The following is a 23,454-nucleotide window of genomic DNA, read 5'->3' as shown; positions in this document are numbered from 1 at the left end:
GATAGCTATCAACGATTGGTTAGACGAGTCCGCATCCCTGTGATCGGCACGCCCAGCACTGTCGATTGCCATGCACTGCATGTCGCCCACGCATCACTCACGAGAACTCCCCAATGTTAGGCAACTTCAAAATCGGAACCCGGCTGATCGTGGCGTTTCTGATCGTCTCGGCGATCGGCGCATGCATCGGGTGGGTGGGCTATTCCAATTCCGGGCGCATCAGCGACCTGTCGACCTCGCTGTACGAACGCGAGTTGCTTGGCTTGTCCAACGTCAAGGAAGCCAACATCAACCTGATCTACGCCGGCCGCGCACGCGCCAACCTGCTGCTGGCCAGTAGCGCAGAAGAGCGGCAGTCGCACGTGCAGAACATCGACAAGTACACCGCCAAGGTGGTCGATTACATGACCCGTGCACGCGGTAGCTTCCAGACCGAAGAGGGCAAGGCCAAGCTGGCGCAGTTCGACCGCGCGTGGCAGACCTATCTGGATGAGCGCGGCCGCTTTATCGAAGCCGCCAATCGCGAAGCATTGCGCGAGGCCAACCCGGAACTTGCCGCACTGTCGCGTGCGGTACGCGCCAGCTCGGACGAAGTGGATACCTTGATGACCGACCTGAGCGGCCTGCGCGAACGTAGCGCGGCCTCGGCCAATGCGGAGACCGGCGCCATCCATGCACGCAGTTCCAAGCTGTTGATCGCCATCATCTGCAGCGGCGTATTGCTGGGCGCCGTGCTGGGCGTGGTGATCAGCCGCAGCGTCACCGGCCCGATCCGGCGCGCGGTCACCGTGGCCAACGGCCTGTCCGAAGGCGACCTGACCATGCAGATCGATGTGCACGGCCGCGACGAAACCGCGCAATTGCTCGAAGCGATGCGCACCATGGTGCAGAAGTTGTCGCAGGTGGTGGGCGAGGTGAATACCAGCGCCGAAACCCTGGCCAGCGCCTCCGAAGAAGTCAGCGCCACCGCGCAGTCGTTGTCGCAGGCTGCCAGCGAACAGGCCGCTGGCGTCGAAGAAACCAGCGCGTCGCTGGAGCAGATGACCGCCTCGATCAGCCAGAACACCGAGAACGCCCGCATCACCGACGGCATGGCCACCCAGGCCGCCAAGGAAACCATCGAAGGTGGCGAGGCGGTGGTTGCCACCACCCAGGCGATGAAGCAGATCGCGCAGAAGATCGGCATCATCGACGACATCGCCTACCAGACCAATCTGCTCGCGCTCAATGCCGCGATCGAAGCCGCACGTGCCGGCGAGCATGGCAAGGGCTTTGCGGTGGTCGCCGCCGAAGTGCGCAAGCTGGCCGAACGCAGCCAAGTGGCTGCGCAGGAGATCGGCGAAGTGGCCGGCTCCAGCGTGGAACTGGCCGACCGTGCCGGGCGCCTGCTCGATACCATCGTGCCCAGCATCAAGCGCACCTCCGACCTGGTGCAGGAGATCTCCGCCGCTTCCGAAGAACAATCCTCCGGCGTCAGCCAGATCAACTCGGCCGTGGTGCAGTTGAGCCAGACCACCCAGCAAAACGCCAGCGCGTCCGAAGAACTGGCCGCCACGGCCGAAGAGATGAGTGCGCAGGCCGAGCAGCTGCAACAGAGCATGGCGTTCTTCCGGTTGGGCGGGCAGGGCACCGCAAGCACGCCGCCCAAGCGCGGCAAGCAGGTGGCTGCACGCCCGGTCCGCGCGGCCGGTACCCGTGGCTGGCGCAGCAGCGCCGCGCCAGCCTATGCGATGTCCGAGGGCCCGGACGAAGGCCAGTTCGCCCGCTTCTGAGAGACCGATCGATGACCGCACAGACTTCCGATGGCATGCCGGGCGACGCCGACGCGGCCGCCCAGTACCTCACCTTTCAGCTGGATGGCGAAACCTTCGCCACCAGCATTCTCGGCATCCGCGAAATCATCCAGTACCGCGCGCCCACGCCGGTGCCATCGATGCCGTCCTGCGTGCGCGGGGTGATCAATCTGCGTGGCGCGGTGGTGCCGGTGGTCGATCTGCAGGCGCGGCTGGGGCGTGCCGGCGGCGCCATCAATAAACGCAGTTGCATCGTGATCCTGTCCACCGGGCAGGCGCAGGGCACGCAGGCGATCGGTGTGCTGGTGGATGCGGTCAATGCCGTGATCGAGCTGGCCGACCAGGACATCGAAGCGGCGCCGGCCTTCGGCACGCACATCCGTCGCGATCTGCTGCGCGGCATGGGCAAGGTGGGCGAGCGCTTCGTGGTGCTGCTGGACATGGAGCAGGTGCTGCAGGTGGACGAGATCGCCGGCACTGCCGACGTGCTGGCGGCCTGAGCGGCGCAGGTCACCGATGCACGAGCGGGCGCAACGCTCAGTCGTGCAACTGCCATCCGTTGAATCGGTGCACACGGTTGCGCCCGTCGCGGACCGCACGCTGCAAGGCATGCCGGGCGCGCGCCAGCAGGATGCTGCTGTCCGGCGCCTCGCCCGCTGCCACATCGACCAGCCCGACGCTGATGGTCAACGCACCGGTGGGCCAGGTCGCCGCTTCGATGGCCTGCCGGATGTCGTCGGCGGCCTGTGAGGCGGCCGATGGCGAGGAACTGGCAAGTGCCACGCAGAAGCGGTCGCCGTCCAGCCGCGCCACGAGCGCGGAGGGCGGCAACCGGGTCTCGATCAGCTGCGCCGCCTGGGCCAGGGTCGCATCGGCCGCGGCCGCACCTGCCTGCAGCTTCCGGCGCTTGAAGCCGTCCAGATCGATCAGCAAAAACCCCAGCGCGTGCTGCCCGGTCTCGTCTGCGCGCATGGTCGCAAGCTCCTGCAAGCCGCGCTCCAGCCCGGCGCGGTTCCAGAGCCCGGTGCGTTCGTCGCGCAATGCGTCCAGTTCCACCAGCCTGGCCGCACGCCGCAGTTCGATGGTGTCCACCACCTGCCGGGCCAGTGCGCGCAGCGCGTCGCGCTCGGCACCGGACAGACGCCGCGGCGTTCGGTCGAGCACGCACAGGGTGCCCAATGCAATGCCGTCGGACGTCAGCAGCGGAGCGCCGGCATAGAAGCGGATCTGCGGCTCGCCAGTGACCAGCGCGTTGTCGACGAAACGCGCATCCAGATGGGTGTCGGACACCTCCATCAGCTGATCGGGTTCGAGAATGGCGTGTGCACAGAACGACAGCGTGCGCGGCGTTTCGGCCTGCTGCATGCCGATCCGTGACTTGAACCATTGCCGCTGCGTATCGACCAACGAAATCAGCGCCATCGGCGTGCGGCACACGGCTGCTGCGTCGGCGGTGAGCGCGTCATAGGGCTGCTCGGCAGGGGTATCCAACAGCTGATAGGCGTGCAGCGCCGCCACACGCTCGTCCTCGTTGGCCGGTGCGCGCGCACCCAGCACCGCGCCGACCTCGCCCGGCAACAGGGTCGCGTGGATCAAATGCAACGCGGGCGCGTCTGGAAGCTGCATGCAAGGCCTTTGCAACAGGACGCCATCTAGGCGTGGAAATGTCGGCGGCAATGATCGCTGCCGTGGTGCGAGCCGGCCATCCGGCGGTCGCCGACCGCCTGGCGGCCAACGTGTCCGGATCTTGCCATATCCCGGGGCCACAGCAGGCGGCCTCGATCCCAGTCCGGCCGTGCCACGGGCGATTAAGCTGGACGATTACCCGCCCTGGCCAACGTTGCCCTTAGGGCGACGGCTGTGCTCGTCATGCACCTTGAGGTCCTCCTGGCCTGGGCGTTGCTTGGCCGCTTCGTCCTGCTTGCGCGACTCCTGGCTCTCGGAGACGCCACTGGCGTCGTCGGCGTCGGTATCAGGTGGGCGCTGTTGGTTGCTCATGGCGTCGGCTCCGGTGTGTTGGTGCGGCGCACGTTAGCGCAGCGGGTGTGATCCCGGTGCCATGGCGGCGGCCGCCTGGCGTGCACGCGGGGGTGCCCCATACGCAAGAGCCCCGGACGCGGACGTCCGAGGCTCCTGGTTTGATGCCGTGGTGGAGCGGAAGGGGATCGAACCCTCGACCTTCGCGATGCGAACGCGACGCTCTCCCAGCTGAGCTACCGCCCCACGTGTCTCGATTCTAACCACATGCCAGGCGGTTCGCCAAGACAACGGGCGATCGACCGCGCGGCAAGGGCGCGATCCTGCAACGCTTACTCGCGTACCAGCGGGAACTTGAGGTCCGGGTTCTTGGCCTTCCATTCCTTGTACGACACCGAGCCTTCCCACGCGGCAAAGGCCTTCGGGGTGCGGCCACGGCCGGACCAGGTCTCTCCGGTGTGCGGCAGTTCGTACTTCGGCTTCACTTCGCTGCGGCCGCTCTTGACCACTTCCTTGCGCGCAGCGGTGGTGCCCAGGTAGGCGGCGATGTCGTTGCGTTGCTTGGTGTTGAAGTGGCCGGCGAACTGCTCGAGCAGCGAGACGATGGTGGCATGCGCAGAGGATGCCTCGCTCGCGCGCTCGGTTTTCTCCTGTTCTTCCAGCTTCTGCAGCTCGTCCAGCAACTTGGCTTTGGCTTGCGCGATGGAATCCAGTTTCGAAGAGGTATTGCTCACAGAGGTATGGCCTCGGAATAAAGAGTGGAGACGCCGCCCTAGGGGCGCGCGCCATTATGGCATGCGGCCCGGGGGCGGCCGCTGCGGGTGCGGTTGCTTGCACATGGCGTGAACAGGCCTTTCACGAGATCTGTTCGGCCGCTTTCGCATCGTCGTTGCAGGCGTTGTCCAGCTTACACGCACGCCAGCAAACCCGACCACGACGATACAGGAGCCAGCTGATGAGCGACGACAAACACAACACCGGCTCGCCCGACCGCGACCGCATCAATGTCAACGAAGCCTATGAGCTGCAGTACTGGACCAAGGCGCTGGGCGTCAGCGCCGACGAACTGCGCGCTGCCGTAAAACAGGTCGGTCCGGTCGCTGCCAGCGTGCGTGAGCATCTGCGGAAGTAGGCCCGGCAGCCCCGATGAGCCTGAGCGAGTATCGCCGCAAGCGCAGCTTCGACAAGACCCGCGAGCCCGAGCCCGGCAAGACCGTGCCCGCCGGGCAGCGCGCGATCTTCGTGGTGCAGCTGCACCACGCCAGCCGGCGTCATTACGACTTCCGCCTGCAGGTGGGCGATGCGCTCAAGAGCTGGGCAGTCCCGAAAGGGCCGAGCTATGACCCCAAGGTCAAGCGCATGGCCGTAGAGGTGGAGGATCACCCGGTCGACTATGCAGAGTTCGAAGGAGAGATTCCCAAGGGCGAGTATGGCGGCGGCCACGTGGCCCAGTTCGACCACGGGGTATGGGCCACTGCTGGCGACCCCGAGGCGCAATTGGCCAAGGGGCATCTACGGTTTGAGCTGTTCGGCAGCAAGTTGAAGGGCGGCTGGCACCTAGTACGGTCCAGCAAGCCGGCGCGGCAGCCGCAGTGGTTGCTGTTCAAGGAAGACGACGCCTACGCCGGCACGCTGGAGGCCGACGACCTGTTGGCAGACGTCGCTGCCGCGCCCGCCGCCGATGTGCGTCGCGCCGGCGCCGGCAAGGCCGGGCGCAAGGCACTTACGCACGTGCCTGCGCCGGTCGCCGGCAAGCGCCGGGACTGGGCGAAACAGGCGCTCGCCCTCAGCAACGCGCGCCGCGCCGAGCTGGCCGATGCGCCGTTCGAGCCGCAGCTTGCCAAGCTGGGCCAGGCGCCCCCCGATGGCGCGCAGTGGCTACACGAAATCAAGTGGGATGGTTACCGCATCCTGGCGACCGTGAGCGACGGGCGGGTGCGGTTGTGGTCGCGCAATGCGCTGGAGTGGACCGACAAGACGCCCGAGATCCGCGATGCGATCCAGTCGCTGGGCTTGCGCTCGGCGCAGCTGGATGGCGAGTTGATCGCCGGGCGCGGCACCAAGCAGGACTTCAATCTGCTGCAGGCGACCTTGTCCGGTGAGCGCCAGATGCCGCTCGCGCTGGCAGTCTTCGATCTGCTGCACGTGGACGGCGTGGACATCAGCCAGGCGCCCCTGATCCAGCGCAAGCAACTGTTGCAGGAGGTGATGGCCGCCGCGCTGACGTCGCACCTGGCGTATAGCTCGCATGTGGAAGGCGATGGACAGCAGGCGTTCCGCGTCGCGGGCGAGCAGCATTTCGAAGGCATCATCTCCAAGCGTGCGGACCGGCCCTATCACGGTGGCCGCAGTGACGACTGGCGCAAGACCAAACAATTGGCCAGCCAGGAATACGCGGTGGTGGGCTATACCGCGCCCAAGGGCAGCCGCACGGGGTTCGGTTCGCTGCTGTTGGCCACACCCGACCCGGTGCACGGCTGGCTGTACGTCGGCCGGGTGGGATCGGGCTTTTCCGATGCGCTGATGCGCGAGGTGACGCCGCAGCTGGAGGGCGGCACGCGGACACCCACCGCCCATGTGCCGACCGACGACACCGACCTGCGCGGCGCAACCTGGTTTGCGCCGCGGTTCGTGGTGGAGGTGTTCTACCGCGGCATCGGTGGTCAGCAGCTATTGCGGCAGGCCTCATTCAAGGCGCTGCGCCCGGACAAGCGCATTGCCGACCTGGCCGACAGCGATGCGGCTGGCGGTGCGGCTGCAGGCTTGCGCAGGACGCCATCGCGCCGGTCCAAGGGGACGCCTGCGTCGTCGCCGCCGCCCAGCGCGAAAAGCGCGACGTCCACTTCGGCGGTGCCGGCGCTGTCCAGTCCGAGCAAACTCATCTACCCGGATATCCGCGCGACCAAGGGCGACGTCTGGGACTACTACCAGGCCGTAATGGACCATCTGCTGCCGGAAATCGTCGGCCGCCCGCTCTCGATCATCCGCTGCCCGAACGGGGCAGAGAAGCCGTGCTTCTTCCAGAAACACCACACCGCCGGGCTGGAGCGCGTCAGTTCGGTCAGGTTGAAGGAGGACACCGGCAACAATGCCTATTACCTGGTCGTGGACGATGCGCCCGGGCTGCTTGAGCTGGTGCAATTCAACGCGCTGGAGTTCCATCCCTGGGGCTCGCACGCTGCCCGCCCCGACGTGGCCGACCGGGTGGTGTTCGACCTGGACCCGGGCCCGGACGTGCCGTTTGCCGAGGTCAAGCGCGCGGCGACCGATATCCGCAAGCTGCTGGCGCAGCTGGAACTGGAATCGTTCCTGCGCGTGTCCGGCGGCAAGGGGCTGCATGTGGTGGTGCCCCTGAACCCGGGCTGCGACTGGGACCTGACCAAACGCTTTGCCAAGGGCTTTGCCGATGCGCTGGCGCAGTCGGAACCGGAGCGCTTTGTCGCCACCGCGACCAAGCGGTTTCGCAACAAGCGCATCTTTGTCGATTATCTGCGCAACGGTCGTGGCGCCACGGCGGTGGCATCGTATTCGCTGCGGGGCCGGCCGGGCGCACCGGTGGCCTTGCCGCTGCCATGGTCGGATCTGCCCAAGCTGCACCGTGCCGATGCATTCACGCTACGCGATGTGCCGGAGAAACTGCGCCGTCGGCGCAAGGACCCATGGGCAGACATGGATCATATCCAGCAGAACCTGGCACGTTGGGCGGCGCAGGACTGACGCCTGCCAGGGGATCGCAGGTGGGCCGATGCACGCAATGAAAAGCCCGCATTGCTGCGGGCTCTTTGCATGAAGCCGATCTCACTGCGTGGCAGGATCGGCCAGCAGCGGCAGCAGGTGTGCTTCCAGCAGCTGCCGGCGCCATTGGCCCAGGGCCGCGGGCCAAGCGTGTTGCTCGATCAGCGTTTCCAGATGTCGCCGCGAAGCAAGCAGGCCGTCCGGCAGGCCCAGTTCGCGACTGCGCTGCGCCACGGCATCCTGCAGGCGCTTGAGCACCGCCTTGTTTCCATCGGTGGCCGCCTGCGCCAGCGGGGCGCTGTCTTCGTCCGGCAGCGGCGTGTTGAGCGCCTCCCAGACCGCAGCGGCGAGCTTGCGCGGGGCCTTGGGGAATTTGTCGAACTGGCGCAGCAGCGCGTCCAGATCCGCGGGCGGAAACCGCGCCAGCTGGCTGGCCAATTCGTTGTCCAGGATCCAGCTGCGCGGACGGTCGCTCTGGCGCGCCTGCAGATCGCGCCAGCGCAGCAGCCGCAGCAGCCGACGTTGCGCGGCCGGCTCCAGGAACTGCGCGGTGCGCAGGCTCACATGCGGCCAACGTTCGCCATCGTCGTGCTCGACGGTGGCCAGCAGCCGCTCGGCATCTTCGGCCAGCCAGCCCAGGCGGTGCTGCTCGGTCAGGCGACGGGTCAGCTCATCGTGCAGCGCAAACAGATAACGCACGTCGTCGGCGGCGTATTCCAGCTGCGACGGAGAGAGCGGGCGGCGCATCCAGTCCGAGCGGGTCTCGCCCTTGGTCAGCAAGGTGCCGGTCACTTCCTGCACCAGTTTCTGATAGCCCATGCCGCCGCCGACACCGGCCAGGGCGGCAGCGATCTGGGTGTCGAACAGCGGCCGCGGCAGCACGCCGCACGCGCACTTGAAGGTGACCAGGTCTTCGCTGGCGCTATGCATCACCTTGACGATGTCGGTGGCGGTCAACCACTCCTTGAGCGCCGCGTTCATGCCCGGGATCAGCGGATCGATCAGCAGGATCTCCTCGCCGATGGCCATCTGCACCAGCGCCAGTTGCGGCCAGTAGGTGCGTTCGCGAATGAATTCGGTATCCAGGCCGATGCGCGACGGGCGCGCTGCCTGCAGGCGCTCGGTCAGCTCGGAGGGGTGGGTGATCCAATGGGGCACGTGATTTCCGTCGACAGCAAGGGTTTGCGCAGAACGCGCAGAATAGCCTAACGTCGCGATCGCCTGTCGTGCGGCAGAGCACTGGAAGGAGCAGGTGGTGGGCAAGTGCGGTAACCGGATGGCAGCGTGGGCACTGGTGGCGCTCAGCATGTGTGCCTGTTCGCGTGCCCCGGCGCCGACTCCGGCGCCGGCTGCACAAGCGCCGGCGGCGACGCGGCAGCCAGGCACACCCAATGTCTCCATCGGCGGCGAAGAATCCGCCGAGACCGTTGCACAGTGGCAACCGCCGGCCGTGGATCTGGGCGATGAGCCTCTGGCGCAGGCACGCAAGCGCGCCGACGCGGCCTTGCAGGACGATCGCCTGTACCGCGACGCCGACGATGCGATCCCGTTGTATCTGGCCATCCAGCAACGCGCCGGCGGCAAGGACGCAGCCAGCCGGCGCGGGCTGGAGCAGGCCCGCGCGCGCTTGCTCGAGCGCGGGCAGGCCTTGGTTGCCCAGACCGAGCGACAGGACGATGCGCTGGAACAGGCGCGCGAGCTGGCCATCGTGGCGCTGGCGCTCGCACCGCAGGACCCGAAGGTGCGTGCGCTGCAGCGCGAAGTGGAAACCGCCCAGCGCGTGCTCGGGTTCAACCGGGCCGGTGAAGACGATCTGCGCGGTGGCCGGTTGGGCGAAGACGGCAACGGCGCGCTGGTGAACTTTCGCGATGCCGCGCAACTGGACCCGGACAACCCACGCACGCGCCAGGGCCTGGCCGCAGTGGAAAGCGGACTGCTCGAACGCGCCGAACAGGCCGCCGACGCCGGCGATTTCGTCGGTGCGCGGTACTGGCTGCAGATGGCCGGGCAGGTGCGCGACCGCGCGCCCACCATTGCCGATGCGCGCGCGCGCATCGAGCGCACACGGCGCGCGCAGATCGCGGCGCTGCACGATGCCGGCCTGCACGACCTGACGTCGCCGCGCGGTCTCAAGGCCGCCGGCGAGAAACTGGCCGAGGTGCTGCGCATCGCCGACCCCGGCGACCCGATGGCGGGTGATCTGCGCCGTCGGCTGGAATTGGCCACCCATTACGGCAGCTTCCGGCCCGGGCAGGTGTTCACCGACGGGCTCAAGCTCGGCGGGCGCGGACCGCAGATGATCGTGGTGCCGCATGGTGCCTTCCAGATGGGTGCCGGCGATGCCGAACCGGGGGCCTCCGACAACGAGCGCCCGGCGCATTACGTGCGCTTCGCACGCGGCTTTGCGTTGTCGATCACCGAGGTGACGGTGGCCGAGTTCCGCCAGTTCGTCGAGGCCACCGGTGCGCGACCACGGGCCACCCGGCGCGGGCATTCGGTGGTGTACGACGAGCGCAGCGGCAACTTCATCCGCCGCAGCGGCGTGGACTGGCAGTCCGACTACAACGGCGCACGGGCCGCGCCCAACAGCCCGGTGATGCACGTCAGCATCCGTGATGCGGAGGCGTATGCGTCCTGGCTGTCGGAGCAGACCGGCCGCCATTACCACGTGCCCAGCGAGGCCGAGTTCGAGTACGCGGTGCGCGCCGGCACCACCGGGCGCTATCCGTGGGGGAATGCCGGCTCGCCACCGCGCGACACGGGCAATTTCACCGGCGGCAACGATGTATCGCGCAGCGGCCGGCACTGGAACAACGGCTTCGTCGGCTACGGCGACGGCTTCTGGGGCCCGGCACCGGTAGGCAGTTTCCGCGCCAACGCCTGGGGCTTGCACGACATAGGCGGCAACCTGAGCGAATGGGTGGCCGACTGCTGGCACGCCAGCTATCGCCGGGCGCCGGCCGATGGCGCGGCATGGTTCAACCCGGGTTGCCGGCAGCGCATGATCCGCGGCGGCAGCTGGGCCAACTCGCCGCAGCAGACACGCGCAGCGTGGCGGCAATCGCAGGACTCCGATACCACCAGTGCGCGGATCGGTTTCCGGCTGGCGCGCGGGATCTAGAGTTGAGGAGATGGATGCTTCGGGATGGCAGTTCGATTCCGCCCACCTCCACCAATCCGCTCACCTCCACCAAACAGCGTTTCCTGAGACGAGCGACTACAGCCTGGAATTCTCGATGCAGAGATTTTTCGGCCCTTTGATGCGCATAGCGGAGGCCGGATGCAGACTGCGTAGCGCCGGCCCAGCACCATGCATGACATGTCAGGATCCGTTGGCTTAACCGCAGCGAACACTGCCCGCGCGCGGATGGAACCGGTGATGCGTGCGGCTGTCGAAGCGCCAGCGCTTCTGAAGGACTGCCGCGATGAGCATGGGGATCACGATGTTTCGTTGGGTCATGGCGACCTTGCTGATCGGCGGCAGCGGCTATGCCGTGGCGCGGCACATGCAGGAGGGCAACACCGCCGGGCACTACCACGCCGTGGAGATCGTGCGCCCGGAAGGCACGCCCAAGGCCATGGTGGTGTTGCTGCCCGACAGCGCCCATCCGCAGGACGGCCAGCGCCTGGCCGACATGCTGAGCGATGACGGTGCGCTGGTTGCGGTGGTCGATACCGCCAGCTACCGCGAGCGCCTGCGCTCGCACCACGCGGCCTGCAGCTCGCTGGCCGACGACGCCGAGCGGCTCGGCAAGAAATTGTTGCGCGCCGAACATGTGGATGCCTTCCTGCCGCCGGTGCTGGTGGGGCAGGGCGATGGCGCCGTGCTGGCACGCCAGGCGCTGGCGTCGTCGGCGCCGGACGTGCTGGGCGGTGCGGTGGTTGCCGATGCCGGCACCACCGACACCGGGCTGGCATGTTCGCGCGACGTGCCCGATGCCAATCAGGGCTTTCTCGACGATCTGGTCGACGGCGCCAGCCCGATGCAGATCGCTGCCGCCACGCGCGGCCACTTCCAGGCGGCCCAGGCGCAGGGCCTTGGTGACCTGCCGCTGGTCGAGCTGCACGCACCCGGCAGCGACCGCCTGGTGGTGATGCTCTCCGGCGATGGCGGCTGGCGCGAGCTGGACAAGGGCATCGCCGCGCAGCTGCAGCAGCAGGGGGTGTCGGTGGTGGGCTGGAACAGCCTGCGGTACTTCTGGGCCAGCCGTACCCCGCAGCAGGTGGGCGCGGACCTGGATCGGGTAATCGCGGCCTATCGCCAGCGCTGGCACATCCAGCACGTCGCGTTGGTGGGGTATTCGTTCGGTGCCGACATCCTGCCGTTCGCCTACCCGGAACTGTCGCCGCAGCAGCGCGCCTCCGTGCAGTTCGTCAGCCTGCTCGGGCTTGGCCACCAGGCCGACTTCAAGGTGCGTGTCGGCGGCTGGCTGGGCTGGCACAACGATGCCGAGCGCGATGTGGAGCCCGCCATCCAGTCGCTGGACGCGCATCGGCTGCAGTGCATCTATGGCAGCGAAGAAAAGGACACGCTGTGCCCGGAGCTGCGCGCGCGGGGCGTCGAGGTGGCGATGCGGCCCGGCGGCCACCATTTCGATCACGACCCGGTGGTGTTGACCACGCTGCTGATGCAGGGCTGGCAGCACGCCGCGCAGATGCCTGGCCGCTCCTGACGCCGCTCAGCGTTGAAGAAGCACTAGACGACGTTTTCCGGAGCGCTTGATCGACGACCGACGATCGCAGTCGAGCACGCTCTGCCAGGCACCGGTGCCTGATTCCTGGCGGCGGTGGCCGCAGTGCCCGAGCGCAATGCCGGGTCTGTTCGCCGCCCCGACGGCTTATTCAGGGTTCGCTGTCAGCGCGCCGACCGATGGCGGCGCGACCTGGCGCGGCACTCTTCGACTGATCAATCAGGCGCCGAGCGGCAGCAGTGCTGCAGACACCGCGTCGTCGTGGGCTGCTTGCTTTCAGCCTTCGCCAGATTCCACCCGCACAGCGATGCTGCCATCGGCCAGTTGCGCACGCAGGCGCTCGCCGGCCACCACGTCGGCGGCGCTGCGCACCACGCTGCCATCGGCAGGGCGGGTCACGATGGCATAGCCGCGTGACACGGTGGCAAGCGGGCTCACCGCTTCCAGCGAGCGCGCCAGGCCGCGCAGCCGCAACTGATCGTGCTGCAAGCGCCGTTGCATGGCCGCTTGCGGATGCAGGGCGCGCAGCCGCTGTTGCAAGCTGGCGAGGTTGCGCTGCGGGTTATGCACCTGCAGGTGCGCCTGCCCGCGTTGCACGCGCGTCTGCAGGCGTTCCAGCACCTGGGCCATGCGCGCGCGCAGCTGACGGCCGGCCTCTTCCTGGCGCCGGTGCAGCAGCTGCAGCCGCGCCTGCGGGCTGTGCGCACGCAGGCGCAGCGCAAGCCGGTCGGCGCGTTGCATCGCGTTCCCCAGGGCATGCTGTTGCAGCTGGGCCATGCGTGCCTGCGCGCGCCTCACCCGCGCCACCAGTTCACGCTGATCGGGCACCAGCAGCTCGGCTGCCACCGACGGCGTGGGCGCACGCACGTCGGCCACGAAATCGCTCAGGCTGAAGTCGGTCTCGTGACCGACCGCCGAGACCACCGGGGTCTGCGCAGCGGCGATCGCGCGCGCCAGACGTTCGTCGTTGAAGGCCCACAGGTCTTCCAGCGAGCCGCCACCGCGGGTGATCAGGATGACGTCGTAACGCCCGGAGGCATCGGCGCGCTGCAGCAGGGATGTCACTTGTGCTGCGGCGCTGTCGCCTTGCACCAGCGACGGCAACAGGTCCACCTCCAGCAGCGGGAAGCGTCGCGCCAGCACACTGAGCACATCGCGCACCGCCGCACCGCTGGGCGAGGTGATCACCGCCAGGCGGCGTATATGCACCGGCAGCGGTTGCTTGCGCTCGGCATCGAACAAGCCTTCGTCCGCCAGGCGCGCACGCAATTGGTCGAAGGCACGTCGCAGCGCGCCTTCGCCGGCTTCTTCCATATGGTCGAGCACCAGTTGGTAGTCGCCGCGTGCTTCGTACAGGGTGAGGCGGCCGCGTGCGAGCACGCGCAAGCCTTCGCGCGGCTGGAACTTCAGCCAGGTGCTCTTGGGCTTGAACATCGCGCAACGGATCTGCGCGCGCGCGTCCTTGAGCGTGAAGTACAGATGGCCCGAGGACGGGCGGGTGACGCTGCTCAGCTCGGCTTCCACCCACACCAGCGGGAAGCTGCCTTCCAGCAGGTCGCGCGCCAGCGTATTGAGCTGGCTGGGAGTGAGGATCTGTTCGTTGCGGTCGGCCATCGCCACATTATCCCGTAGCGGGGAAGCGTGTGGGTGATCGCCTTCCGAACGCCCGGGCGGCCGGTGGCAGAGCGTGGCCGTCGCCTGCTGCGCGCATGCTGCAGATGCCACGGGCTGCATCGGTGCACGCAGCGAATGCCGGTGACTCAGATGCCGTGCTGCGCCAGCGCCCAGCCGGCGTGTTCGCGTACCAGTTCCGAGTCGTGGTGGCGACGCATCTCCAGGGCGGCCAAGACTTCCGGCGTGCCCGGTGCATTGCCCAGGCCCACCGCGATATTGCGCAGCCAGCGTTCGTGGCCGCTGCGGCGGATCGGGCTACCTTCGGTGCGGCGCAGGAATTCGTCCTCGTCCCAGGCAAACAGCTGCGGCAGCGTTGCCACATCCAGCGCATTGCGGGCGCGGAAGTCGGGCTCATCGGTGCGCTTGGCGAACTTGTTCCAGGGGCAGATCAGCTGGCAATCGTCGCAGCCGAAGATGCGGTTGCCGATCGGCTTGCGCATTTCTTCCGGAATTGGACCGTCGTGTTCGATGGTAAGGTAGGCAATGCAGCGACGCGCATCCAGCCGGTACGGCGCGATGATGGCCTGGGTCGGGCAGATGTCGATGCAGCGCGTGCAGGTGCCGCAATGCGCGGTGGCCGGCGTGTCGATCGGCAGCGGCAGATCCAGATAGATCTCGCCCAGGAAGAACCACGAGCCGCCGTTGCGATCGATCAGGCAGGTGTGTTTGCCGATCCAGCCCAGTCCCGCGTTGCGCGCCAGTGCGCGCTCCAGCACCGGCGCGGAATCCACAAACACGCGGTAACCGAAGGCGCCGATCTCGCCCTGGATGCGCTCGGCCAGTTTCTGCAGCCGGTTGCGCATCAGCTTGTGGTAGTCGCGCCCCAGCGCATAGCGCGCCACGTACGCACGGTTGCCGTCGTGCAAGGTATTCCAGGCCTCGGTGTCGTCCTTGCGGCCGTAATCCATGCCCACCGACAACACCCGCAAGGTGCCCGGCACCAGCTCCTGCGGCCGCGAGCGCTTGTCGCCGTGCTGGGCCATCCAGTGCATCGTGCCGTACAGGCCTTCTTCCAGCCAGCTGCGCAGATGCACTTCGTCTTCGCCCAATTCGATGCCGGCGATACCGCAGCGTTGAAAGCCCGCTTCGCGTGCAAGCGCACGGATGCGCGCGGCGGCATCGGTGGGGTCGGGGCGGGCGAGGACGGCAGACATGACGACAAGTATAGAATTCCCTGCATGTACGCACCGCTCGCTCTTTACGATTCCGCTGCCGCGCGCACGCTCGATGCGCAGGCCACCGCGCTGCTCGGTGGCGATGGCTACATCCTGATGCAACGTGCCGGGCAGGCCGCCTGGCAATGGTTGCTGGAGCGCTGGCCGCAGGCGCGCCGCATCGTGGTGGTCTGCGGGACCGGCAACAACGGTGGCGATGGCTATGTGCTGGCGCGGTTGGCGCAGCGCGCCGGGCGCCAGGTGCGGGTGGTGCATCTGCCCGAGCGGGGCCCGGCATCGGAGCTGGCCCAGCGCGCCTGCACCGACTACCTGGCGGTGGGCGGCGCGATCGAGCTGTTTCCGTATCCGCTGGCGCAGGCCGATGTGATCGTGGATGCGCTGTTCGGCATCGGCCTGAACCGCGCGCCCGATGCGCCAACCGCAGCGCTGATCGAGGCGGTCAATAGTTGCGGCGTTCCGGTGCTGGCGCTGGACGTGCCCAGCGGCATCGACGCCGACCATGGCGTGGCGTTCGAGACGGCCGTGCGTGCGCAGGCGACCTTGCAATTCATCGTGCCGCATGTCGGCCTGTACACCGGCGACGCCCTGGAATACGCAGGCGACCGCGGCACCGCAACGCTGGACGTGCCGGGCTCTGCATTCGACGGGCTTACGCCTGCCGCGCATCGCTGGGACATCGACGCGCTGGCGGCGCAGTTGCGGCCCCGGCGGCGCAACACGCACAAGGGTGAATCGGGCCGGGTGCTGTGTGTGGGCGGCAATCTGGGCAGCGGCGGGGCAATCATGCTGACCGCCGAAGCCGCGCTGCGCAGCGGCGCCGGGCTGGTGCAGGTGGCCACCCGTGCCGAGCACGTGACCCCGTTGCTGGCGCGTTGCCCCGAAGCGATGGTGCGCGCGGTGCAGGCGGGCGACGACATCGCCGCCCTGGCCGATGCCGCCGATGTGGTCGCGCTCGGGCCCGGCCTGGGCCAGGACCCGTGGGCCCAGACGTTGTGGCGTGCGGTCCTGGGCTCGGACAGCGCCGTCGTCATCGACGCCGATGGCCTGAACCTGTTGGCGTCAAATCCGGTGCCCACGCGTGGCCCGCGGGTGCTGACCCCGCATCCCGGCGAAGCCGGTCGATTACTGGGGCTGTCCACCGCGCAGGTGCAGCGCGACCGCCTGACCGCCGCTGCCGCGTTGGCCCAGCGCTTCGACGCGGTGGTGGTGCTCAAGGGCGCCGGCAGCGTGGTGGCGGCCCCGCACGCGGTGCCGCGGATCATCGACGCCGGCAACCCGGGCATGGCCGTCGGTGGCATGGGTGACCTGTTGACCGGCGTGATCGCCGCCTTGCTGGGCCAGGGCTGGGCGGCCCTGGATGCCGCCAGCCTGGGCGCCTTGCTGCATGCCTGCGCCGGCGACGCGGCGGCGCGCGACGGCGAACGCGGCCTGTTGCCCACTGACCTGCTGCCGCAGCTGCGTCGCCTTGCCAATGCCGGAGCCACTGCATGACGCCTCTTGCTGCCTACCTGATCGATGCCGAGGCCACCGAGACGCTGGGCCGCGCAATGGCGGCAGTCCGGCCCGCCAACGCGATGGTCCAGCTGCATGGCGACCTGGGCGCGGGCAAGTCCACGCTGGCGCGCGCGCTGCTGCGGGCGCTCGGTGTCAGCGGGCCGATCCGCAGCCCCACCTATACCCTGATCGAGCGCTATCCGCTGGGCCCCGGCGACGAAGCCTGGCACCTGGACCTGTACCGCATCGGGCAGGCCGGCGAGCTGGATTTCCTTGGCCTGGACGAAGGCAGCGCCAGCCTGTGGCTGGTGGAATGGCCGGAGCGGGGCGCAGGTGCCCTGCCGGCGGTGGACCTGGATGTGGAACTGGCTGTCGATGGCGATGGCCGACGTGCTCGTCTGCTGGGCCGTAGCCAGACCGGGCGCGACTGGCTGGCGCGCCTCGCCGATCAGGCCGAGTTGCGGGCGCTTTTTGTCAGCCCACAGGAAGAATGAACGCCAGGTTACGGATTATTAAGGGAAATCACCTTGCAATTCACCCGCTTGGGTGATTGAATCCAGCGCCATGACACCGGGGATCCGCCAGTTCAGTCGTGCCGCCTTGACCGCCAGCCTCAGCCTGGCGGTTTTTGCTGCGTGGGCTGGCGAAATCAAGGGCGTCGGCGTCAGCACTGGCGCCACCGGCACCCGTGCAGAAATCCAGTTGGCCGGCAGCGGCGGCTTCAAGACCTTGTCGCTGGCCAACCCCAATCGGTTGGTGGTGGACTTCCCGGATTCGGCCGCGGCGCGTGGGCTCAAGCTGCCGCCGGCCGCCGGCCTGGTGACCTCCGTGCGCACCGGGCAACCGGTGCCGGGCACGTTCCGCGTGGTGTTCGAGCTGTCCAGCGCGGTCACTGCGCTGAAACCGCAAATGCAGACGCTCGGCAGTGCCTCGACCCTGGTGATCGAATGGCCCGGCGATCCAGCACCCCCCTCCGCCGTTGCCAGCGCACCGGTACCTGCCGCGGCACCGCCGCCACGCGTCGTCGATGCACAGGCCGAAGCGGCGCGTGCCACCGCAGTGCTGGCCGCATCCGCGCAACGTGCATCTGCGGCGCCACCTCCGCCGCCGGCCCCGGTCGTGGTGCCTGCTTCGGCGATGCCGACCGTCACGCAGGCAGCAGTGCCGACCACGGTCGCCACCGGGGTGCCGACGCCGCGTCCCGGAACCGCTGCGGCGGCCGCGCCGACGACGGCCGGCAGCGCCCAACCCAATCGCGTCGTTGCGGGCCCGGGCGCGCCGGTGCCCGGTGCGCCCACAACGGCCGGCGCCTCCGCTGCCGCCATCCTCAATGGTGGCGGCGCGCCGATGGCTGCTGCGGGCGTGGGTCCAGCTGCGGCAGTGCCGGGCGCTGCCACCGACGACGACCTGCCGCCGCGTCCGGTGCTGCCCAGTGAGGCATCGCGGGTCAAGATGGCGCCCGGCATGCGGCCGTTGATCGTCGCCATCGACCCGGGTCATGGCGGCCAGGACCCCGGGGCCATGGGCCCCACCGGCAAGCGCGAGAAGGACGTGACCCTGGCGGTCGGCCGCGAGCTGGCCCGCCAGATCAACGCCACGCCCGGCATGAAGGCGTACCTGACCCGCGACACCGATGTGTTCATCCCGCTGCCGATGCGCGCGCAGAAGGCACGCGCCGCCAAGGCCGACATCTTCATTTCGATCCACGCCGATGCGGCCGAAAACCGCAGCGCCACCGGATCGTCGGTGTACGTGTTGTCCACCAAGGGCGCTTCCTCACAGCGCGCGCGCTGGCTGGCCGACAAGGAAAATGCCGCCGACCTGGTCGGTGGCGTGCGTCTGCAGCAGACCGAAAGCACGCTGGCCAACGTATTGCTGGACCTGGCCCAGAGCGGGCATATGAAAGCCTCCGAAGACGCCGCCGGCCACGTGCTCGGTGGGCTCAAGCGCATCGGCAACAATCACAAGCCGCAGCTGGAGCGCGCCAATTTCGCGGTGCTGCGCACCTCGGATATGCCGGCCATGCTGGTGGAAACCGCGTTCATCTCCAATCCGGACGAAGAGCGTCGCCTGATCGATCCGGCCTACCAGCGCAAGATCGCCGCTGCGGTGCTGGACGGTATCGATACGTTCTTTACGCGCCAGCCGCCGCCGGGCACCTTGTTCGCCGCGCGCGCGCAGGCCGAAGCCGATGCCGTCGGCACCGTGGCCGGCGGCAGCCGCTGACCCGCTCGGCTATCATTCGGCCCTGAATCCCGAGATGTCGGCGCCTGTGCGTCGCCGGGTCGCCGTGCCGAGGTCTGTCTTGTCCGTGTCACCCCCGCTGTACTGCATGCCGCGCATCCTGCGCCGGAGTGCGCGCTGATGGCGATCCGCCAGCTGCCCGAGATCCTGATCAATCAGATCGCCGCCGGCGAGGTCGTCGAGCGGCCCGCTTCCGTGGTCAAGGAGCTGGTCGAGAACGCGCTCGACGCCGGCGCCACCCGGGTGGACATCGAGCTGGAAGAAGGCGGCGTGCGCCTGATCCGCATCCGCGACAACGGCGGCGGCATCACGCCCGACGAGCTGCCGCTGGCAGTCTCGCGGCATGCCACCAGCAAGATCGCCTCGCTCGACGATCTTGAAACCGTGGCCACACTCGGTTTTCGCGGCGAAGCCTTGCCCTCGATCGCCTCGGTCAGCCGCTTCACCCTGATCTCGCGTCGCGCCGATGCCGAGCACGGTTCGGCGCTGCAGATCGACGGCGGCCGGCTGGGCGAGGTGACCCCGCACGCACACGCGCCCGGCACCACGGTCGAGGTGCGCGAGCTGTTCTTCAACGTGCCGGCACGCCGCAAGTTCCTGCGTGCCGAACGTACCGAGCTCGGGCACATCGAAGAGTGGCTGCGCTCGTTGGCGCTGGCGCGCCCGGATGTGGAATTGCGCGTGTCGCACAACGGCAAGCCGTCGCGTCGCTACAAGCCGGGTGACCTGTATTCGGACGCACGCCTTGGCGAAACGCTGGGCGAGGATTTTGCGCGCCAGGCGCTGCGCGTGGATCACAGCGGCGCCGGCCTGCGCCTGCATGGTTGGGTGGCGCAACCGCATTACTCGCGTGCCAGCACCGACCAGCAATATCTCTACGTCAATGGCCGCTCGGTGCGCGATCGCAGCGTGGCGCACGCGGTCAAGATGGCCTATGGCGATGTGCTGTTCCATGGCCGCCAGCCTGCCTACGTGCTGTTCCTGGAACTGGACCCGGCGCGGGTGGACGTCAACGTGCATCCGGCCAAGCACGAGGTGCGCTTCCGCGAAGCGCGGCTGATCCACGACTTCGTCTACCGCACCTTGCAGGACGCCTTGGCGCAGACGCGTGCCGGTACCACGCCCAACAGCATCGGCAGCGACGCTCCTGCGGCGGACGCCGCGGGTGTGATGGGGGCGGGCCTCAGTGGCGGCGCCAGCTACGGCAGCACCGCCAGCGGTGGCGGCGGCTCCGGACGCTACGCCAACTGGACGCCCTCGCAGACGCCGTTGGGCTTGCGCGTGGACGAAGCGCGCGCGGCCTACAGTGCGCTGTATGCGCCGCCGCCCGGCAGTGCACAGCTGCCACAGCTCTCCGGCACCGGCCTGCCGGCCACCGCCGAAGACAGCGGGGTGCCGCCGCTTGGCTACGCGGTGGCGCAGTTGCACGGCATCTACATCCTGTCCGAAAACGCCGAAGGCCTGATCGTGGTGGATATGCACGCCGCACACGAGCGCATCGGCTACGAACGGCTCAAGAACGCGCACGACAGCATCGGCCTGCATGCGCAGCCGCTGCTGGTGCCCATCACGCTGGCGGTGGGCGAGCGCGAGGCCGATACCGCCGAGCGCGAAGCCGATACCCTGGCCAGCCTGGGCTTTGAGATCACCCGTGCCGGCCCGCAATCGCTGCACGTACGCAGCATTCCCGCGTTGCTCGCCAACGCCGAGCCGGAGGCGCTGCTGCGCGATGTGCTCGGCGATCTGCGCGAACATGGGCAAAGCCGGCGTATCGCCAGTGCGCGCGACGAACTTCTCTCCACCATGGCCTGCCACGGCGCCGTGCGCGCCAACCGTCGCCTCACCGTGCCAGAAATGAACGCGTTGCTGCGCGATATGGAAGCCACCGAGCGCTCGGGTCAATGCAACCATGGCCGACCCACCTGGGCTCGGTTTACGCTGAGCGATATCGATCGTTGGTTTCTCAGGGGACGTTGATGGCAGTGCACGGGGGGAGGGGCTGGCTGCTCGGCATGCTGGTGGTCGCAACGCTGGCCGGCTGTGGGCGCGACAGCGCGCCGCCGCAGGCGCCGGTGGCGCTGGACAAGACGTTTCTGGCCGATACCGCCGCCTGGCGCGAAGCGCGGCTGAAAGAACTGCGCGCTCCCGATGGCTGGACCAGCCTGGTTGGCCTGCACTGGCTCTCGCTGAAGGCGCACTACATCGGCAGCAGCGCAGACAGTGGGATCAAACTCGCGGTCGGCCCGCCGAAGATGGGCATGGTGTCTAGCGAGGGAGGTGTGGTGTGGTTCGTGCCCGAGCGCGGCGCGGCCCTCAGCGTGGACGGCAAGCCGCTGACCGGCAGGATCCGCTTCCAGTCCGATCGCGATGCGCGGCCGACGCTGATCCAGTTCGACGAGGGCAAGGGCGTGCTCGGCCTGATCCATCGCGGCGACCGCTATGCATTGCGCGTCAAGCATGCCGACGCGCCCTCGCGCACCCACTTCGCCGGGCTGGACTACTGGCCGGTGGATCCGGCATGGCGCGTCGCCGCGCGCTACGTACCCAACGATGTCGGTAAGACCATCCCCATCGTGGACATCGTCGGCATCAGTAGCGAACAGCCCAATGCAGGGGCGATCGAATTCGAGCGCGACGGCAAGACCTATCGGCTGGAGACGATCGGCGAGCCGGGGCGACCCATGTTCGTGGTGTTCGCCGACCGCACCAGCGGCCACGGCAGCTATCCGGCCGGGCGCTTTCTGGACCTGGACGTGCCCGACGCCTCCGGGCACGTGGTGGTCGACTTCAATCGCGCCTACAACCCGCCGTGCGCGTTTACCCCGTTCGCCACCTGTCCCTTGCCGCCACCGGAAAACCGGATCGACCTGGCGGTGTCGGCCGGCGAAAAGGCCTACAAGGTGCCGCACTGACGTGATGAGGGGGAATCGGTGATGGTCAACGTAATGAAAGTGCGGCTGGCTGCCTGGGGCCGCAGCGCGATGCTCGGCCTGGCACTGTGGAGCGGGGCGGTTGCGCCGGTCTGCGCACGTGCGGCCAACAAGGTGCCCGCCAATCCGCCGGTGCCGCTGCTATGGAAGGTCGATGGCAAGGGCGGCACGCTCTATCTGCTGGGCTCTTTCCACGTGCTCAAGCCCAGCGATTACCCGCTGTCGCCGGACGTGATGCAGGCATTTGCCAAGGCCGACCGGCTGGTCTTCGAGTTGCCGCCATCGGACGCGCAATCGCCGCAGCTGGCCAGCCGCATGTTGCAGGTGGCGCGCCGCAGCGACGGCCGGACCCTGCAGGACGTGCTGGATGCCAGGACCTGGCAGGCGCTCGGCAGCTACGCACGCACGCACGGCATGTCGGTCGACGCATTGCAGCCGCTCAAGCCCTGGTTTGTCGCGCTCTCGATCAGCATGGCCGAGATGGCCCGCCAGGGCATGGACCCAAATGCCGGCCTGGACCATTACCTGATGCAGCAGGCGCAAGCCAGGGGCAAGCCGGCCGAAGGGCTGGAGCGCGCCGAAGAGCAGATCGCGTTGCTCGACGCGATGTCGCCAACCGAGCAGCATCAGTTGCTGGAAGAGTCGCTAGACGAAGCCGCGACCACCGATCAGCTGCGCCAGCTGCACGCGGCCTGGCGCAGGGGGGATGTGCAGACGCTGTCCACGCAGATGGCCGAAGACCTCCGCCGCCAGTATCCGGCGCTGTATCAGGACATCAATGTCGAGCGCAATGCGCGCTGGGTGCCGCGGCTGGAAAAGCAGCTGGGCAAGGGCAGCGGGACCACGCTGGTGGTGGTCGGTGCGTTGCACCTGCTCGGTAACGACGGGGTTGTGGAGCGCCTGCGCGCGCGCGGCTACCACGTGGAGCGGATCTGTTCGGCCTGTGCGCAACCGCCGGGCCGCTAACGGATCGTGTCCGGCGCAGACGCGCCCGGGCCCGATGGGTGCGACACCAAGCGTCAGTCAGGGGCGAACACTGCTGGGACACTCGATGCGTCCAGGGTGCAGCAAGGTCGGACTAGCGGTCATGCCTGCCTGTGAACGGAGCAGCAGGTGGATTCGCTGCTGCTCCGGGATGCCACCGTGCGGGTCAACCGCGGTTGCGGGCCTTGCCGGTGGTGCCGGTATGGCTGCCGGAAGTGCCGTGCGTGCCGGTGCCCATCGGGCCGCTGCCCATACTGCCGGCGCCGGGCGGGGTCGGCGGGGTGCCCGGGCCGCCGGGGCGGCCAAAGCCGGCGCCGAAGTTGCGCTGGAACTCCTGCCACAACTCCAGGTTGCGCTCGGTCAGCTGGTTCATCATCGCCCAGGGGGTCTGCCCGAGCAGGTTGCCCATCTGCTGGCGGAACTGCTGCTGCTGGTCCAGGAACACCTGCATGCTGCGCTCCAGGTAGTTGCCCATGAAGCCCTGCAGCGAATCCCCGTAGAAGCGGATGATCTGGCTCAGCAACTGGGTGGAGAGCATCGGCTCACCGTCCTGTTCCTGGTCGGCAATGATTTGCAGCAGGACGGCACGACTCAAATCTTCGCCACTCTTGGCATCGCGGACTTCGAACTCCTCGCCGTCGATGATCAACTGGCGCACATCTTCGATGGTGATGTAGCTGGAAATTTCCGTGTCGTAGAGACGGCGATTGGGATACTTCTTGATGATGCGAAGTCCGGCCATGGAACGTTCACTCAC

At 68.1% G+C, this 23,454-nt stretch carries 19 protein-coding genes and 1 tRNA gene; 12 read left to right on the top strand and 8 right to left on the bottom strand.

Annotation, left to right across the window (positions count from 1 at the left end):
* Nucleotides 1-113 precede the first annotated feature (113 nt).
* Both RZV17_RS11840 and RZV17_RS11835 read left to right on the top strand, forming a co-directional pair.
* Nucleotides 114-1,772 (top strand): methyl-accepting chemotaxis protein, encoded by a 1,659-nt coding sequence (locus RZV17_RS11840; RefSeq protein WP_047697767.1) that lies wholly within the window; start codon nt 114-116, stop codon nt 1,770-1,772.
* Nucleotides 1,773-1,783: 11 nt separating this feature from the next.
* Entirely contained in the window at nt 1,784-2,293 is a 510-nt protein-coding gene (locus RZV17_RS11835; RefSeq protein WP_166744447.1) for a chemotaxis protein CheW, read from the top strand.
* A gap of 37 nt (nt 2,294-2,330) precedes the next feature.
* Here the strand turns inward: RZV17_RS11835 and RZV17_RS11830 are convergent, their stop codons facing one another.
* The 4 genes from RZV17_RS11830 to RZV17_RS11815 all read right to left on the bottom strand — a co-directional run bounded on the left by RZV17_RS11830 (nt 2,331) and on the right by RZV17_RS11815 (nt 4,504).
* Complete coding sequence (locus RZV17_RS11830) at nt 2,331-3,419, bottom strand: diguanylate cyclase domain-containing protein (protein WP_355603610.1); 1,089 nt, start codon at nt 3,417-3,419, stop codon at nt 2,331-2,333.
* A gap of 195 nt (nt 3,420-3,614) precedes the next feature.
* A complete protein-coding gene (locus RZV17_RS11825) occupies nt 3,615-3,791 on the bottom strand; it encodes a hypothetical protein (RefSeq protein WP_355603607.1) in 177 nt (58 codons plus the stop codon).
* Nucleotides 3,792-3,940: 149 nt separating this feature from the next.
* Nucleotides 3,941-4,016, bottom strand: a tRNA-Ala gene (locus tag RZV17_RS11820).
* 86 nt (nt 4,017-4,102) lie between these two features.
* A complete protein-coding gene (locus tag RZV17_RS11815; RefSeq protein ID WP_003485983.1) occupies nt 4,103-4,504 on the bottom strand; it encodes an H-NS family nucleoid-associated regulatory protein in 402 nt (133 codons plus the stop codon).
* 221 nt (nt 4,505-4,725) lie between these two features.
* Between RZV17_RS11815 and RZV17_RS11810 the strand changes: the two genes are divergently transcribed.
* The gene (locus RZV17_RS11810) at nt 4,726-4,902 is read left to right on the top strand and encodes a DUF3606 domain-containing protein (RefSeq protein WP_068835655.1); all 177 of its coding nucleotides are present in this window, start codon (nt 4,726-4,728) and stop codon (nt 4,900-4,902) included.
* A 14-nt stretch (nt 4,903-4,916) separates the two neighbouring features.
* On the top strand, nt 4,917-7,487 hold the full coding sequence (ligD, locus tag RZV17_RS11805) for a DNA ligase D (RefSeq protein WP_355603604.1): 2,571 nt from the start codon (nt 4,917-4,919) through the stop codon (nt 7,485-7,487).
* An 81-nt stretch (nt 7,488-7,568) separates the two neighbouring features.
* Here the strand turns inward: ligD and rnd are convergent, their stop codons facing one another.
* Nucleotides 7,569-8,663: a ribonuclease D gene (rnd, locus tag RZV17_RS11800; RefSeq protein ID WP_355603601.1), complete on the bottom strand. Its 1,095-nt coding sequence runs from the start codon at nt 8,661-8,663 to the stop codon at nt 7,569-7,571.
* Nucleotides 8,664-8,811: 148 nt separating this feature from the next.
* On the opposite strand from rnd, the gene RZV17_RS11795 reads away from it, so the two are divergent.
* Nucleotides 8,812-10,626: a formylglycine-generating enzyme family protein gene (locus RZV17_RS11795; RefSeq protein ID WP_355603598.1), complete on the top strand. Its 1,815-nt coding sequence runs from the start codon at nt 8,812-8,814 to the stop codon at nt 10,624-10,626.
* 304 nt (nt 10,627-10,930) lie between these two features.
* The gene (locus tag RZV17_RS11790) at nt 10,931-12,178 is read left to right on the top strand and encodes an AcvB/VirJ family lysyl-phosphatidylglycerol hydrolase (RefSeq protein WP_355603595.1); all 1,248 of its coding nucleotides are present in this window, start codon (nt 10,931-10,933) and stop codon (nt 12,176-12,178) included.
* Between the two features lie 294 nt (nt 12,179-12,472).
* On the opposite strand, the gene xseA is transcribed toward RZV17_RS11790, so the two are convergent.
* Together xseA and queG are read right to left on the bottom strand one after the other, a co-directional pair.
* The gene (gene xseA, locus RZV17_RS11785; RefSeq protein WP_355603592.1) at nt 12,473-13,810 is read right to left on the bottom strand and encodes an exodeoxyribonuclease VII large subunit; all 1,338 of its coding nucleotides are present in this window, start codon (nt 13,808-13,810) and stop codon (nt 12,473-12,475) included.
* A gap of 146 nt (nt 13,811-13,956) precedes the next feature.
* Nucleotides 13,957-15,024, bottom strand: coding sequence for a tRNA epoxyqueuosine(34) reductase QueG (queG, locus tag RZV17_RS11780; protein ID WP_355603589.1), 1,068 nt, complete (start codon nt 15,022-15,024; stop codon nt 13,957-13,959).
* A 24-nt stretch (nt 15,025-15,048) separates the two neighbouring features.
* Here queG and RZV17_RS11775 point away from each other — a divergent pair, with 24 nt between their 5' ends.
* The 6 genes from RZV17_RS11775 to RZV17_RS11750 all read left to right on the top strand — a co-directional run bounded on the left by RZV17_RS11775 (nt 15,049) and on the right by RZV17_RS11750 (nt 22,679).
* Nucleotides 15,049-16,536, top strand: coding sequence for an NAD(P)H-hydrate dehydratase (locus RZV17_RS11775; protein ID WP_355603586.1), 1,488 nt, complete (start codon nt 15,049-15,051; stop codon nt 16,534-16,536).
* A complete protein-coding gene (gene tsaE / locus RZV17_RS11770) occupies nt 16,533-17,033 on the top strand; it encodes a tRNA (adenosine(37)-N6)-threonylcarbamoyltransferase complex ATPase subunit type 1 TsaE (protein ID WP_355603583.1) in 501 nt (166 codons plus the stop codon). Before RZV17_RS11775 ends, tsaE begins: the two co-directional genes overlap by 4 nt.
* 70 nt (nt 17,034-17,103) lie before the next feature.
* On the top strand, nt 17,104-18,765 hold the full coding sequence (locus RZV17_RS11765; RefSeq protein WP_355603580.1) for an N-acetylmuramoyl-L-alanine amidase: 1,662 nt from the start codon (nt 17,104-17,106) through the stop codon (nt 18,763-18,765).
* A 138-nt stretch (nt 18,766-18,903) separates the two neighbouring features.
* On the top strand, nt 18,904-20,760 hold the full coding sequence (gene mutL, locus RZV17_RS11760; protein ID WP_355603577.1) for a DNA mismatch repair endonuclease MutL: 1,857 nt from the start codon (nt 18,904-18,906) through the stop codon (nt 20,758-20,760).
* Nucleotides 20,760-21,695 (top strand): DUF1684 domain-containing protein, encoded by a 936-nt coding sequence (locus RZV17_RS11755; RefSeq protein ID WP_355603574.1) that lies wholly within the window; start codon nt 20,760-20,762, stop codon nt 21,693-21,695. The genes mutL and RZV17_RS11755 overlap by 1 nt, the downstream gene beginning before the upstream one ends.
* A 21-nt stretch (nt 21,696-21,716) precedes the next feature.
* Nucleotides 21,717-22,679, top strand: a complete 963-nt coding sequence (locus RZV17_RS11750) for a TraB/GumN family protein (protein ID WP_355609335.1) — start codon at nt 21,717-21,719, stop codon at nt 22,677-22,679.
* A gap of 184 nt (nt 22,680-22,863) precedes the next feature.
* Here the strand turns inward: RZV17_RS11750 and phaR are convergent, their stop codons facing one another.
* Nucleotides 22,864-23,439, bottom strand: coding sequence for a polyhydroxyalkanoate synthesis repressor PhaR (gene phaR / locus RZV17_RS11745; protein WP_039410688.1), 576 nt, complete (start codon nt 23,437-23,439; stop codon nt 22,864-22,866).
* Nucleotides 23,440-23,454: the final 15 nt, after the last annotated feature.

The sequence above is a fragment of the Xanthomonas cannabis genome (assembly GCF_040616535.1).
Lineage (GTDB): Bacteria > Pseudomonadota > Gammaproteobacteria > Xanthomonadales > Xanthomonadaceae > Xanthomonas > Xanthomonas cannabis.
The sequence above is the reverse complement of the archived record's forward strand: the minus strand, read 5'-3'. Positions and strand labels throughout refer to the sequence as shown.